This is a genomic window from Streptomyces marianii (genome assembly GCF_005795905.1).
Taxonomy (GTDB): Bacteria; Actinomycetota; Actinomycetes; order Streptomycetales; family Streptomycetaceae; genus Streptomyces; species Streptomyces marianii.
On the sequence record NZ_VAWE01000001.1, the window covers coordinates 6,837,866 to 6,851,533 of the forward strand.

A 13,668-nucleotide genomic window follows, 5' to 3' on the forward strand; every position below is an offset into this window, starting at 1 on the left:
CTCCGTCAACTCCGGTGCTGCACCAGCCAGTCGGTGTGCTGAGGCGAGACGATCCGCTCGGTCTCGTACACCGCCGACGGCCACTGCTCCTCCGTTACCGAGGTCTCCATCGCGATGTGGATCGCGGCCAGGTCCTCCTCCACCAGGGAGTGCGCCGCGATCAGCGGCTGGTGGCGACGGATCTCGCTCCACGCCAGGCACGCCGCGGCAGCCGCCGACAGCAGCGGCACCGGCTCGGCCGAGTCCGTGACGGAGAACGTGCGCAGCACCCCGAACAGCAGCGCGAGCGCGGTGAGCAGACCGATCGTCACCGTCCACAGCGCGGTGGCGCGCCGGGAGATCTCCGCACGCCGGTGGTACCAGTTGCGCTGCTCGATCAGACGGTCCCTCACATACGTCTCCTTGCGTACGCTGAAGACCTTCTCCCGCAGCAGGCGCATCGGGGTGGTGATCAGCTCGCCGGAGGCCACGCTCCCGCCGTTCTCCCGAGGATCCACCCAGCCGACCTTGCGCAGTTCACGGAGGCCTTCCTCCAGCCGCGTCGTGAACAGCCGCTCCGGATCGGGGGAGTCGGAGTCGAACGGTGCTCCGTGCACCGCATAGCGCCAGCACATGGACCGGATGAACTCCGCTGCGGAGCGGTTGAGTTGCCAGTACGACTTCGCCCGGCGGCGTGTCCCGCGGAAGCTGACGGTGAGCACCCACGCGTACGCCGACGCGCTGAGCAATCCCATGAGCTGGAAGGAGTCCCCGATCCTCCCGCGCCAGGGCAGCACCGCGAACACCGAGCCCAGGACCAGGAGGAGCAGTTGCAGCCGGGTGCCCTTGACCGACTCCCGCTGCCGGTCGACGGCCGTCTCGTCCGCGTGGTGGAACAGCGCCGGCAGATCGGAATTTCGAAAGACCATGCTTTGCAGATGGCCGGGAATGCCGGTCATACGTGCCCCCCTCTGCGGATTTTGGCTTCACTCGTTCGATGGAATGGCTTGTTCCGTTCGGAGTGGGGCATACTCGCGCAACGCTTTCGTTTCAGCCCTCCGTGCCGAGTTGCTGCGGGTGGCCATGAGAGTAAAGTCGTGCCGCCGACACTGCAACGGTGCCCGGTGCTCCCCCATTAGCACAACATGACCTAGGACGGCCGCCGTGACCCTCCAGACTTCAGTCACCTTTGCTCCTGTGAAGAAGGATCGGGTGCCTCTCACCGAGATCGACGTACGTGACGCCGAGGCGGCCCGGAAGCTGGGTCGAGTGCGCCCCGCCGGCGCCGACCGCTCCGCACGGATGTCCACGTTCAACTCCGCGCTCTAGTCCGGTTCCAGACCGTCCGTACGACGGGCGGGCTGCCCTAGACTGGCGGAATGACCCGACCCGTGGTCCCGTTCCGCGAGATCGTATTGAAGGTCCACAGCAGATGTGATCTTGCTTGCGACCACTGCTATATCTACGAACACGCTGATCAGAGCTGGCGCACCCGCCCGAAGACAATCTCTGACGAGGCGATTTTCTGGACAGCTCTGCGACTGGCCGAGCATGCGAAGAAACATGCCCTGCCCTCCGTGTCAGTGATCCTGCACGGAGGGGAGCCTCTGCTCGCCGGCCCCACCCGGTTACGCCGGGTCTGTGAGGAACTCACCAAGGCCCTCGACGGTGTCGCCGCACTCGACCTGCGCATTCACACCAATGGCCTCCAGCTGGGTCCCCGCTATCTGGAACTCTTCGACGAGTTCGGCGTCAAGGTCGGCATCTCCCTCGACGGCGACAGGGCCGCCAACGACCGCCACCGCCGCTTCGCGGACGGGCGCAGCAGCCACGCCCTCGTCCTGAAGGCCGTCCGACTGCTGAGCACGGACCGCTGGCGCCATCTCAACCTCGGCCTCCTGTGCACCGTCGACGTCGCCAACGACCCGGTCGCCGTGCTCGACGCACTGACGGAGCTCGACCCCCCGCGCATCGACTTCCTGCTGCCGCACGCCACCTGGGACGAGCCACCGCCCCGGCCGGACGGCTCTCCGACCGCTTACGCGGACTGGCTCCTCGCCGTCTTCGACCGCTGGGACCGGCAGGGCCGCCGGGTACCGGTGCGGCTCTTCGCCTCGGTCCTCTCCACCCTCTCCGGGGGCCCCGGACTCACCGAGTCGCTCGGGCTCACCCCCACCGACCTCGTCGTCGTGGAGACCGACGGCACCCTGGAGCAGGTCGACTCGCTCAAGACCGCGTACGAGGGCGCGGCGGCCACCGGCTTCGACGTCTTCGCCCACACCCTCGACGAGGTCGCCGCCCACCCGGGCGTCCGGGCCCGGCAGCTCGGCCTCGCCGGCGTCTGCGGCACCTGCCGCGAGTGCCCCGTCGTCCGCTCCTGCGGCGGCGGCCTCTACACCCACCGCCACCGCTCCGGCACCGGCTTCGACAACACCTCCGTCTACTGCACGGACCTCGAGGCCCTCGTCCGCGGTATCGAGCACCGCACCGCCGCCCGGTCGGTGCCCGCCGCGGTCACCGACGACGGGGAGTTGCGGACCGAACAGCACGAGCTGACGCGGCTGCTCCTCGCCGACCTGCACAGGGAGCTGGACGGGCGCGGCGGTGAGCAGTGGGCCCGCGCCTGGGAACTGGCCGGCGCCGTCGACCGGCATCCCGGCGTGCTCGACTCCGTGCTGACCCACCCGTACACGCGCGGCTGGCTCCTCGGTGCCCTGGACGCGCTACACGAGGGCGTGCCCGGCGCCGTGCTGTCGCCGGTCGCCAGGCTGGCGTCGTCGGTCGCCGCCGCCGTCGTCCGCGGCGGCCTCGACCTTCCCGTGCCGGTCCCGTACGAGGGCGGGACGCTGCTGCTGCCCACGCTCGGCGAACTCCGCCTCACCGGGGCGGAACCCCGCGGCACGGCTGAGGTTCGGCCCGTCGAGAAGGGCCTCCTCGTGCGTACCGGAGACGGCGAGCGGCGCATTCCCCGGCCCGACGAACCGGGCGCCGGCTGGCGGCCCGTCCGCCGGCTCGGCCGCGACGGGGCGCCCGACCTCGCGATCGACGACCTCGACCCGTACCGTGACTGCTTCGACGCCTGCGCGCTGCCCCGGCTAGGTCACGGCGAGGCGGCCGACTGGACGGACCGGCTGGCCCGCGCCTGGGGCCTGCTGCGCGCCCGTGCGCCCGAACAGGCCGCGGCCGCCGCCGCGTCGCTCACCACACTGACCCCCGTCGACGGCTCCCGGCCCTCGGCCGGACGGCACGCCCTCGGCGCCCTGGGCGTCCCACTGCGGGCCGGGGCCGCGGAGTTGGCGCCCCTGCTGCTCCGCGGCTGGCGCCGGACGCGCCTCCGGGCCCTGCTGGAGGTCACCGACCTCTACGCCGACGACGGCCTGTGGACCCACCCGGCACCGTGGCAGGAGGCGCCGGTCCCGGTGTCCGAACTGCTCGCGGGGGCGTACGAACGGACCGGGCTCCGCGCCTTCGACCCGGACGGCGCGGAAGCCGCCCTGAGGGCGCTGGACACCCTGGGCCGCGCCGCGGAACTCACCGTCGGCGGAAAGCGTCTGCTGGCGCTGTTGTGGGAAGAGGCGGACCGTGACCGGCACAGTCGTTGAGCGCGACGGGCTCGCGCGGCAGCTGACGGAACTCGGGTTACGGACGGGGGAGACGGTCCTCGTCCACGCGGGGCTCGGCGGCACGGGCCTGGACGCCCCGGAGCTCCTCGACGCACTGCTGCGGACGCTCGGTGCGGAGGGCACGCTCGTGGTCCCCGCCTTCACCACCGAGAACTCCGACACCTCCGCCGCCCATCTGCGGCGAGTGGCCGGGATGACACCCACTCAGGCGGCGGCCTTCCGGGCCACGATGCCCGCCTACGACCCGGCCACCACACCGAGCACCGGGATGGGCCGGTTGGCCGAGTGCGTACGGACCACCCCGGGCGCGATGCGCAGCGCCCACCCCCAGACGTCGTTCGCCGCGCTCGGCCGCAGGGCCGGGGAACTCCTCTCCCGGCACCCGCTCACCTGCCACCTCGGCGAGGAGTCCCCGCTCGGGGCGCTCTACCGGGCCGGGGCGCGGGTATTGATGATCAATGTGGGCTTCTCCGTCTGCACCGCCTTCCACCTGGCGGAGTACCGAATCGGCGCGCCGCTGCGCCGGTACGCCTGTGTGGTGCGCGGGGCGCACGGCCCGGAATGGACGGAATACCGGGACGTCCAACTCGACGACGGCGATTTCGACGCCGTCGGAGCCGCCTTCTCCTGGAATCTCGAACAGAAGGGACAACTGGGAGGAACGACCGCAACCTTGTTCTCGATCACCGACGCGGTGGACCATGCAGTGGCGTGGATGTCCGAAAAGCGGTGCTGATTGACCGAATGACCAGGTGATGGAGCAAGACCTGCTCCGGAATGATTGGTCCGCTCGCACCTCATTCACCATGGAGTGCGGGTGTTCATACAGGACGGGGGTCGTGTGCACGCGTCATCGCAGCAGCGAGCGGCGGACCATCGGCCGTACTTCTTCTTGAGCTATGCGCACACACCGAGGTACGGGGCGGGCGGGCCGGACCCCGACATGTGGGTCGAACGTCTCTTCCGGGATCTGTGCGGCCATGTGATGGCCATGACCGATCTCCCCGCCGGGGCCCCCGCGGGATTCATGGACCGGGAGATACGCTCCGGCGAGGGGTGGTCCGAGCGGCTCGCCGAAGTCCTCGCCACCTGCCGGGTCTTCGTGCCGCTGTTCTCCCCCCGCTACTTCGCCAGCGAGATGTGCGGCAAGGAGTGGTTCGCCTTCGCCCAGCGGGAGATCTACCACCAGGCCAAGAGCAACCGGCTCGCCGAGGCCATCGTGCCCGCGCTGTGGGTGCCGGTGCCGCCCGAGCAACTGCCCGGCCCCGCCGAGCGGTTGCAGTTCAACCACCGAGCCTTCGGCGACCGCTACGTCACCGACGGGCTCTACGGGCTGATCAAACTCCGGATATTCGCCGAGGAGTACGAGCGGGCGGTCTACGAACTCGCCAAACGCATCGTCAGTGTCGCGGACACCACCGGGGTCGGGCCCAGCCGACCGCTCGACTACCGGCAGGCCCCCAGCGCCTTCGGCACCCCCGACCCGGCCAGGCCGCGCAGCACCGGCCCCCGCCCCATCCAGCTGACCGTGGCCGCCCCGACCCGCCACGACCTGCCCCCGGGACGCGGCCCCGAGTACTACGGCGACATGCCGCAGGACTGGAACCCGTACTACCCGGAGGCGCACCGGCCGCTCGCCTACGTCGCCCGCGATCTGGTGCGGACCCTCAACTACCAGGCCACCATCGCCTCGTTCGACCACGACAGCACACCGCTCGACAGCAAGCAGCCTCCGACCAGGCCGGAGCTGCTGATCATCGACCGCTGGGCCCTGGAGGACGACGAGAGGCGCGAGCGGCTCGCCGCCTTCGACGCCGAGAACCGGCCCTGGGTCAGCGTCGTCGTCCCCTGGAACCGCGACGACCACCAGAGCCGCGGCGCCGAGAACGAGCTCAGCGCCAAGCTCGAACAGACCCTGCCGACCAAGCTCAGCCAGGGCCGCGCCGCCTGCCGTGCCGCCGCCCGCGGCGTACCGAGCATGGAGGCCTTCGGCCAGATCCTCCCCCAGGTCGTGGAGGCGGCCGCCCAGCAGTACCTGCGCCACGCCCAGGTCTATCCGCCCGCCGGCGGCAGCCACACCGAACGTCCGAGGCTGCGCGGCCCCATGGCGGCCGAGTACGCCACCACGCACTACATCCCCGACACGCTCGACCACGCGCCGGATGCGGAGGACACGGATGACAGCCAGTCGTGACGGACGCATCGTCACGTTCTACTCGTACAAGGGAGGCACCGGGCGGACGATGGCCATGGCCAACACCGCCTGGATACTCGCCGCCAACGGCAAGCGGGTCCTCGCCGTCGACTGGGACCTGGAAGCCCCCGGCCTGCACCGCTTCTTCCACCCCTTCCTCGACCCGTCCACGCTCGGCGCCACCACCGGTGTCATCGACCTGATCACCGAGTACGCCTGGGCCGCGACGAGCCCCGTGCAGCGTCCCGACGACTGGCACCGGGACTACGCCCGCATCCAGCCGCACGCCGTCTCCCTCACCCCCGAGAACCTCGGCTGGGAGTTCCCCGAGGGCGGCACCCTCGACTTCGTCTCCGCGGGCAAGCAGAACCGCGAGTACTCGGCGACCGTCTCGACCTTCGACTGGGACAACTTCTACGACCGGCTGGGCGGCGGGCACTTCTTCGACGCCCTGCGTGACGACATGAAGGCCAACTACGACTACGTCCTCATCGACAGCCGCACCGGACTCAGCGACATCGCCGACATCTGCACCGTCCACCTCCCGGACGTCCTCGTCGACTGCTTCACCCTCAGCGACCAGTCCATCGACGGCGCCGCCGCCGTCGCCCGCCAGATCGACGAGCGCTACGGCGGCCGCGGTATCCGCGTCCTCCCCGTCCCCATGCGCATCGACGAGGGCGAGAAGGAGAAGGCCGACGCCGGACGGGCCCTCGCCCGGCTGAAGTTCGACCGCTTCCCCACCGGGCTCGCCGGCGACGAACTCACCTCCTACTGGGGCGCGGTGGAGATCCCGTACCGCCCCTACTACGCCTACGAGGAGACCCTCGCCACCTTCGGCGACGAGGCCGGACTCACCAACTCCCTGCTCTCCGCCTTCGAACGGCTCACCGCCGTCGTCACCGAAGGGGAGATCACCGCCATGCCCACCGTCGGCGAGGAGACCAGGCTCCGGATCAGGGACGCCTTCACCCGGCGCCGCCCCGCCCTGCCCGCCGACCTGTTCCTCAGCTACGTCGCCGAGAACCGCATGTGGGCCGACTGGATCGAGTCCGTCCTCACCCGCGCCGGTTTCCGGGTCGTCCCGCGCGACGTCTCCGCGGAACCGCCCGAGGACGGCTCAGCCGTCCTCGCCCCCGAGAACGCCGCCCGCACCGTCGTCCTCCTCTCCAGCGCCTACCTCAAGTCCGCCCGCGCCGTGGAGGTGTGGGACCGGGCCGCGGCCGAGGACCCGGGCGGCGGCCGCGGCCGCCATCTGCTGCCGCTGCGCGTCGGCGACGTGCGCCTCACCACCCCCTACATCGACCGCAACCCCGTCGACCTCTTCCGCCTCGACGAGGTGCACGCCACCAGCGCACTGCTGCGCGCGCTCGACCGCCCGGTCCAGCTCACCGACGGGGTCGCGCCCGGTCCGCGGTTCCCCGGCACCGTCCCCAAGATCTGGAACGCGCCCGCCCGCAACCCCGGCTTCACCGGCCGGTCCGTGGTCCTGGAGCGGATGCGCGACCAGCTCGGCGGCGGCATGGCCGTCGTGCTGCCGCAGCCGCAGACCCTGTACGGCCTCGGCGGCGTCGGCAAGACCCAGGTGGCGCTGGAGTACGTGCACCGCTTCATGGCCGACTACGACCTGGTGTGGTGGATCTCCTCCGAGCAGACCGACGACGTCGTCGCCGGGCTCGCCGAACTCGCCACCCGGCTCGGCGCCCAGGGCGGCGAGGACATGGCCGCCGCCTCCCAGGAGGCGGTCGACCTGCTCAGGCGCGGCGTACCGACCTCCCGCTGGCTGCTGGTCTTCGACAACGCCGACGACCCGGAGCAGCTGAAGCGGTTCTTCCCGACCGGCGGCCACATCCTCGTCACCTCCCGGAACCAGACCTGGTCCCAGTACGGCGACGCCCTGCCGGTCGACGTCTTCCTGCGCGAGGAGTCCGTCGAGCACCTCCAGCGCCGCGCCCCCGGGCTCACCCCGCAGGACGCCGACCAGGTCGCCGCCGCCGTCGGCGACCTGCCGCTCGCCGTCGAGCAGGCCGCGGCCTGGATCGCCGAGACCGCCACACCCGTCGCCGCCTATCTGGAGCAGCTCGCCCGGCAGGCGCCCAGCGTCCTCGCGCTCAACCAGCCCGCCGGCTACCCGGAGCCGGTCGCCGCGACGTGGAACGTCTCCATCGAACGCCTCAAGGAGCGCTCCCCGGCCGCCGTGCGGCTGCTCCAGCTCTGCGCCTTCTTCGCCCCCGAGCCGATCTCCGCGAACCTCCTCTACAGCAAGGAGATGATCGAGGCGCTCAAGCCGTACGACCCCTCTCTCCAGGAGAAGCTCGTACTCGGCCGCGTCATCCGCGAGATCGGCCGGTTCGCCCTCGCCAAGGTCGACCAGGTGTCCAACTCCATCCAGGTGCACCGGCTGGTCCAGGCCGTCATCCGGGCCCAGCTCAGCGACGAGGAGCAGCGGGACGCCCGGCACGCGGTCCACCGCATCCTCGCCGGCGCCCGCCCCGACGACGACGAGCCGATCGACAACCCCGAGACCTGGACGCGGTTCAACACCATCTGGCCGCACCTCGGCCCGTCCGAGGCCCGCTACTGCAAGGAGCCGGAGACCCGCCGGCTCCTCATCGACCGGGTGCGCTACCTCTGGAAGCGCGGCGACTGGCAGGCCGCCGGAGCCCTCGGCGACGATCTGCGCGAAGCCTGGCGCGAGATGCTCGGCAACGACGACCTGCAGTACCTGTACCTGCGCTTCCACCTCTCCAACATCTTCCGCTCGCAGGGCCGTTACGTGGAGGCCAGGGAACTGGACGAGGTCACCCTGGAACGTCAGCGCGCCGTGCTCGGCCCGTCCCACCCGCACACGTACATGACCACCAGCGGTCTGGCGATGGACCTCGGCACGCTCGGCCGGTACGGCAAGGCCATGGAGCTGGCCACCGAGGCGCACGAGGGGTTCAGCCAGATCTTCCACGAGTCCCATCCGCGGACCCTGGCCGCCGCCAACAACCTGGCGCTGAACCTGCGCATGGTCGGCCAGTACGCACGGGCCCGCGAGATCGACCAGGACGTCTTCGACCGCCGTACCGAGGTGCTCGGCCCCGACCACCCCTACACGCTCTCCTCGGCCACCTCACTCGCCCGCGACCTGCGCGAGGTCGGCCGGTACGAGGACTCCGTCAGCCTGCTCAGCCGCACCTACGAGAGCTACAAGCAGACCCTCGGCCGTGCCTTCCCCGGCACCCTCGCCGCGGGCAAGAGTCTCGCCGTCTCCCTGCGGCGGGCCGGCCGGCTGGAGGACGCCCGCCGGCTGACGACGGCCACCCGAAACCGCTACCGCGCCAAGTACACCTCGGCCAACCCGGACTCGCTCGCCTGTGATCTGAACCTGGCGGCAGACCTGTTCGCGGCCGGGGAGCCGGTCGCGGCCCGGGACCTCGCCCAGGAGGTCGTCGACCAGTACACGAATGTGCCGGGCGAGACGCACCCCTACACCCTCGCCGCGATCAACAACCTCGGCATCTACCAGTGGGGCTGCGGCGACCCCGAGACCGCGGAGCAGCTGCTCGTCGCCGCCGTCCGCCGGATGACCGACGTCCTCGGCTCGGCGCATCCGCACACGCTGTTCTGCACCGTCAACCTCGCCAACGCCCGTGCCGACCTGGGCGAGCTGGAGTCGGCGCTGGAGACCGAGCGGCGGGCTGTGTCGAAGCTGCGCGAGGTCCTGGGCGTCCACCACCCCGAGGTCCTCGCGGTCTCCTCCAACATCGCCGTCACCCTCGGTGGACTGGGCCGCAAGGACGAGGCGGCGGCCCTGCGGACGGAGACGGCGGAGGAACTCGCGCGGCTGCTGGGCGAGGAGCACGCGCTGACCCGGATCGCCCGTGACGAGCGCAGGACCCACCGCGACCTGGAGCCGCTGGCCGTCTGACCGTTCGGCCCCGCCCCCCTGCACGGGGCGGCGGACCCCGGCGGTCAGGACGGCGCCGGCCGCAGGCCGGCTCGCGGTGCCGGACGGCCTCCGCCGCCGTGCCCGGCCGGCGCTCCCCGGGCCGGGAGCACTCCGGCCGCTCACTCGCCGGGGACCTCCGGGTGGTCCTCCAGCAGCCAGGTGAGGATCCGGGGAAGCGCGTGCAGCGCGTCGAAGTGGGCGGCCGCCGGTTCCAGTACGGCCGTCACCCCGGGGATGCGCTGCGCCAGCCAGCGGGAGTGGCCGACCGGTGAGAAGACGTCCTTCTCGCCGTGCCACAGGAGCACGGGCGCGGTGATGCCGGCGGGGTCGAAACCCCATGGGCTACAGAAGGCAAGGGCGTCGTCGATCCAGCCGTACGCCGAAGTGCGCAGCGCCTCCTGGTAGTTGCGCAGCAGCATCGACCGTACGCCGGCGTCCGCGACGACCATCCGGTCCGAGTCGGTGAGCTCCCTGCGCAGATCGTCGAGGAGCCGGACCGGGTCGCGCCGGATCTCCGCCGAGCGCATGATGAAGCGCGCCGTGAGCCCGTCCGGGTCGACGGTGGCCGTCGTGTACTCGAGCACGTTCGACGCGGCCATGCCCTCGAACCAGTCCAGGCCGTCCGCGTCCCGCGGTGCGAGCGTCACCAGCGCGGCGGCCCTGGTGACCCGTTCGGGCAGCAGCGCCGCGCAGGCCAGGGCGTGCGGTGCGCCGCCCGAGCGGCCCACCACGGCGAACCGGTCGAGCCCCAGCGCGTCGGCGATCGCCCGTACGTCCTGGGCCACGTCCGCCACACTGCGGTCGGCCAGCCGGTCGGAACCGCCGTATCCCGGCCGGTCGTAGGCGATCAGCTGCATTCCGCGCTGGTACAGCACCATGCCGCGCGGTGCCGGTCCGAGACGGCTGCCCGGGGTGCCGTGCAGCAGAAAGACCGGTCTGCCCCGCGGGTCCCCCAGGCGCTCCACCATCAGATGCCGCCCGTCCGACGCGTGCACCCGACGTCGCACCCGCCGCCTCCTTCGTCGTGGGTCTGCGTGGATCGGGGCATCGGCGCACATTCCGTAAGTGCCGTCCACGCGTGCCATGTACAGCGATACTGCCCTGGCATTCCCCGCCCCCTTGATGATTACCCGTCGGGGCGAGGCCGGCGTAAGTCGCCAATGAGCCCGTTCGGCATGGGGATTCGGACAGGACTAGTCCTTACGTGCTGCCTATGGGCGGGTAGCGGCGGGTGTTCGCAAACGGAACCGACCTGTACGGAGCCGGGGTCGTGAAGAAGCAGAGGGCGCATTGTCGGCGTCGTGTGCGCGTCCTGAAGTCGACCTTGTGTGCTACCGGCGCGTATCGGAATAGTGGGCGCCCGATCCTCCGCGTCCGGGTACCCCACTTGCCCGTCCGCGGCCCCCCACAGGAGGTCCTACGTGAAGCACCGACGCATACCCAAGAGGCGCGCGGCGATGGCAGGTGGAGCCGTCGCCGCTCTCGTCGCGGCCGGCGTCACCTTCCAGACTGCGAACGCCAGCGAGGACGCGCCCGCGGTCACGGTGAAGACGCTCTCCGCCTCGGCGGCCGGAAACCTCGCCTCGACGCTCAACAAGAGCCTGGGCGGCGACGCGGCCGGCGCCTACTACGACGCCGAGGCCAAGGCCCTCGTGATGAACGTGGTCGACGAGGCGGCGGCGGCCGCCGTCCGCGAGGCCGGAGGCAAGGCGAGAGTCGTCGAGAACTCGCTGGCCGAGCTGAAGACCGCCCGGCAGACCCTCACCGACCGGGCCACCATCCCGGGCACCTCGTGGGCCACCGACCCGGTGACCAACAAGGTGGTCGTCACGGCCGACCGCACGGTCGAGGGCGCGGACCTGACGAAGCTCCAGGCGGTCGTGAAGGGCCTCGGGTCGAAGGCGGAGCTGAGGAAGACGGCCGGGGAGTTCAAGCCCTTCGTCGCCGGCGGGGACGCCATCCACAGCGGCGGCGGCCGTTGTTCGCTCGGGTTCAACGTCGTCAAGGACGGCGCCCCGCACTTCATCACGGCCGGCCACTGCGGTGAGACCGGCAGCGAGTGGTCGGACTCCGCGGGCGCCGCGATCGGCAGCATGGTCGACTCGCAGTTCCCCGAGAACGACTTCGCGCTCGTCAAGTACAGCGGTGACACCGCTCACCCGAGCGAGGTCGACCTCTACGACGGCAGCACGCAGCAGATCACCGAGGCGGGCGACGCGACCGTCGGCATGCAGGTGACCCGCAGCGGTTCGACCACCCAGGTCCACGACGGCGAGGTCACCGGCCTCGACGCCACCGTGAACTACGGCGACGGCCAGATCGTCAACGGCCTCATCCAGACGAACGTCTGCGCCGAGCCCGGCGACAGCGGCGGCTCGCTCTTCGCCGGTGACGCCGCGATCGGTCTGACCTCCGGCGGCAGCGGCGACTGCTCCGCGGGCGGCGAGACGTTCTTCCAGCCGGTGACGGAGGCGCTGCAGGTCCTCGGCGCCGAGATCGGCTGACCGGACCGGTACGGCGCCACTGGCAGGTGCCGATCGACCGACACCGACGGTCACGGCGCCACCGGCACGCGCCGCCCGGCGGAGCACCAATCCGGCAGAGGCAGCCCTTCTGACGGAGCGCGTCCGGCAGAGCGGTCTGCGGACGGGCGCCGCCCGGCGGAGCGACCTCTCACGGGCACCACCCGGCAGAGCGAACCTCTGCGGAGCATCACCCGGCGGAGCATCACCCGGCACGGCAGGCCGGGGCCCGGTCCGTACCCTCAGGGGCGGGCCGGGCCCCGGCCGTTGCGCGCGCGCAGCGCCTGGCGCACCGACCAGACGACCGACACGAGCGGTACGGCCACCACCGCTCCGATCACCCCGGCGGCGATCGCCCCCGCCACGACCGAGAGCGCCACGACGAGCGGATGCAGCCGTACGGCCCAGCTCAGCACGATCGGATGCAGCACATGCCCCTCGATCTGGCCGATGACCACGATCAGCGCCATGACGACCGCGGCGATGACCGGGCCCTGGGACGCCAGCGCCACGACCGCGGCGACGGCGAGCGCGATGGGCGAGCCGATGAGCGGGATGAACGCGGCGAAGAACTCCAGCAGGGCCAGAGGCACGGCGAGCGGCACGCCGAGCGCGTACAGCGCCACGCCGACCAGGATCGCGTTGGTCGCCGCCACCAGCACGATGCCGTGCGTGTAACCGGTGAAGGTGCGCCACCCCGCACGGCCCGCCACCGACACCCGGTCCCGCGCGGAGAGCGGCAGCTGGGCGCAGAACCAGTGCCATTGCCGGTCGCCGGAGTGCAGGAAGAACACCGCGCAGAACAGCCCGAGCGCCAGCGTCGTCAGCACCTCCACCAGCCGGCCCGCGCCGCTGAGGGCCGTACTGATCACTGTGGAGCGATGGCTGGAGAGGAACCGGCCGATCCGTGACTGGAGATCGTTGAGCGCCTCCGGGTTCAGCCGGAAGGGCGGTTGCTCCAGCCAGCGCTCGATCCTCTCGATCCCGGCGCCGAACTCGTGCTGCAGCACGGTCCGCTCACCGGCGACGGTCTCCGCCACCAGGGCCAGCACACCGAGGACGAGGGCGATGCTGCCGATCAGCGCGATGGTCACGGCGAGGGGCCGCGGCAGCCGGCGGGTCAGCAGATCGACCACCGGCCGGAGCATCGCGGTGCCGACGAGACCGAGGAAGACGGCCACGCCGATCTCGTGGAACCGCCCGAGGACCGAGAAGACGGCGTACACGAGGGTGCCGACCACCAACAGCCGCCAGGCGTAGGCGGCGGCCGTTCGCAGGACGGGTGCCACCGGCGGCTCGGCCGCGGCGGGCGGGCCGGGCGCCGGGCGGGCGTCACCGCGCGCGCCGCCGCGCGCCGCGCGGATCCGGCGCCGGGGGTGGGTGGATCGTGTGGGCATTGCCCGGATTGGTACC

General features: G+C 71.5%; 9 protein-coding genes. 6 read left to right on the forward strand and 3 right to left on the reverse strand.

All coding sequences use genetic code 11. From position 1 onward, the window contains the following. Positions 1-5 precede the first annotated feature (5 nt). Positions 6-908: a DUF4231 domain-containing protein gene (locus FEF34_RS30990; RefSeq protein WP_138057832.1), complete on the reverse strand. Its 903-nt coding sequence runs from the start codon at positions 906-908 to the stop codon at positions 6-8. A gap of 283 nt (positions 909-1,191) precedes the next feature. On the opposite strand from FEF34_RS30990, the gene fxsA reads away from it, so the two are divergent. From fxsA to fxsT, 5 genes are all read left to right on the forward strand, one after another. Beyond that, positions 1,192-1,308, forward strand: coding sequence for an FxSxx-COOH cyclophane-containing RiPP peptide (gene fxsA, locus FEF34_RS30995; protein ID WP_138056110.1), 117 nt, complete (start codon positions 1,192-1,194; stop codon positions 1,306-1,308). A gap of 50 nt (positions 1,309-1,358) precedes the next feature. Then, positions 1,359-3,581 (forward strand): radical SAM/SPASM protein FxsBH, inactivated beta-hydroxylase extension form, encoded by a 2,223-nt coding sequence (gene fxsBH, locus FEF34_RS31000; RefSeq protein ID WP_234042620.1) that lies wholly within the window; start codon positions 1,359-1,361, stop codon positions 3,579-3,581. Further along, the gene (locus FEF34_RS31005; RefSeq protein WP_138056111.1) at positions 3,562-4,338 is read left to right on the forward strand and encodes an aminoglycoside N(3)-acetyltransferase; all 777 of its coding nucleotides are present in this window, start codon (positions 3,562-3,564) and stop codon (positions 4,336-4,338) included. The genes fxsBH and FEF34_RS31005 overlap by 20 nt, the downstream gene beginning before the upstream one ends. 81 nt (positions 4,339-4,419) lie before the next feature. Beyond that, positions 4,420-5,796 (forward strand): FxsC protein, encoded by a 1,377-nt coding sequence (gene fsxC, locus FEF34_RS31010; RefSeq protein ID WP_171053162.1) that lies wholly within the window; start codon positions 4,420-4,422, stop codon positions 5,794-5,796. Next, positions 5,780-9,712 (forward strand): FxSxx-COOH system tetratricopeptide repeat protein, encoded by a 3,933-nt coding sequence (fxsT, locus tag FEF34_RS31015; protein WP_171053163.1) that lies wholly within the window; start codon positions 5,780-5,782, stop codon positions 9,710-9,712. Before fsxC ends, fxsT begins: the two co-directional genes overlap by 17 nt. Before the next feature lie 140 nt (positions 9,713-9,852). Here fxsT and FEF34_RS31020 read toward each other — a convergent pair whose 3' ends face one another. After that, a complete protein-coding gene (locus FEF34_RS31020) occupies positions 9,853-10,728 on the reverse strand; it encodes an alpha/beta fold hydrolase (RefSeq protein ID WP_199800757.1) in 876 nt (291 codons plus the stop codon). 426 nt (positions 10,729-11,154) lie between these two features. Here FEF34_RS31020 and FEF34_RS31025 point away from each other — a divergent pair, with 426 nt between their 5' ends. Continuing rightward, positions 11,155-12,237 (forward strand): S1 family peptidase, encoded by a 1,083-nt coding sequence (locus tag FEF34_RS31025; RefSeq protein ID WP_138056114.1) that lies wholly within the window; start codon positions 11,155-11,157, stop codon positions 12,235-12,237. A 260-nt stretch (positions 12,238-12,497) separates the two neighbouring features. Here the strand turns inward: FEF34_RS31025 and FEF34_RS31030 are convergent, their stop codons facing one another. Then, a complete protein-coding gene (locus FEF34_RS31030) occupies positions 12,498-13,652 on the reverse strand; it encodes an AI-2E family transporter (RefSeq protein ID WP_234043272.1) in 1,155 nt (384 codons plus the stop codon). Positions 13,653-13,668: the final 16 nt, after the last annotated feature.

Excerpts from the sequence above, each read along its gene's own strand:
- FEF34_RS30990 (WP_138057832.1), bottom strand. The coding sequence starts at position 908 with ATGGTCTTTCGAAATTCCGATCTGCCGGCGCTGTTCCACCACGCGGAC.
- fxsT (WP_171053163.1), top strand. The coding sequence starts at position 5,780 with ATGACAGCCAGTCGTGACGGACGCATCGTCACGTTCTACTCGTACAAG.
- FEF34_RS31030 (WP_234043272.1), bottom strand. The coding sequence starts at position 13,652 with ATGCCCACACGATCCACCCACCCCCGGCGCCGGATCCGCGCGGCGCGC.
- fxsBH (WP_234042620.1), top strand. The coding sequence starts at position 1,359 with ATGACCCGACCCGTGGTCCCGTTCCGCGAGATCGTATTGAAGGTCCAC.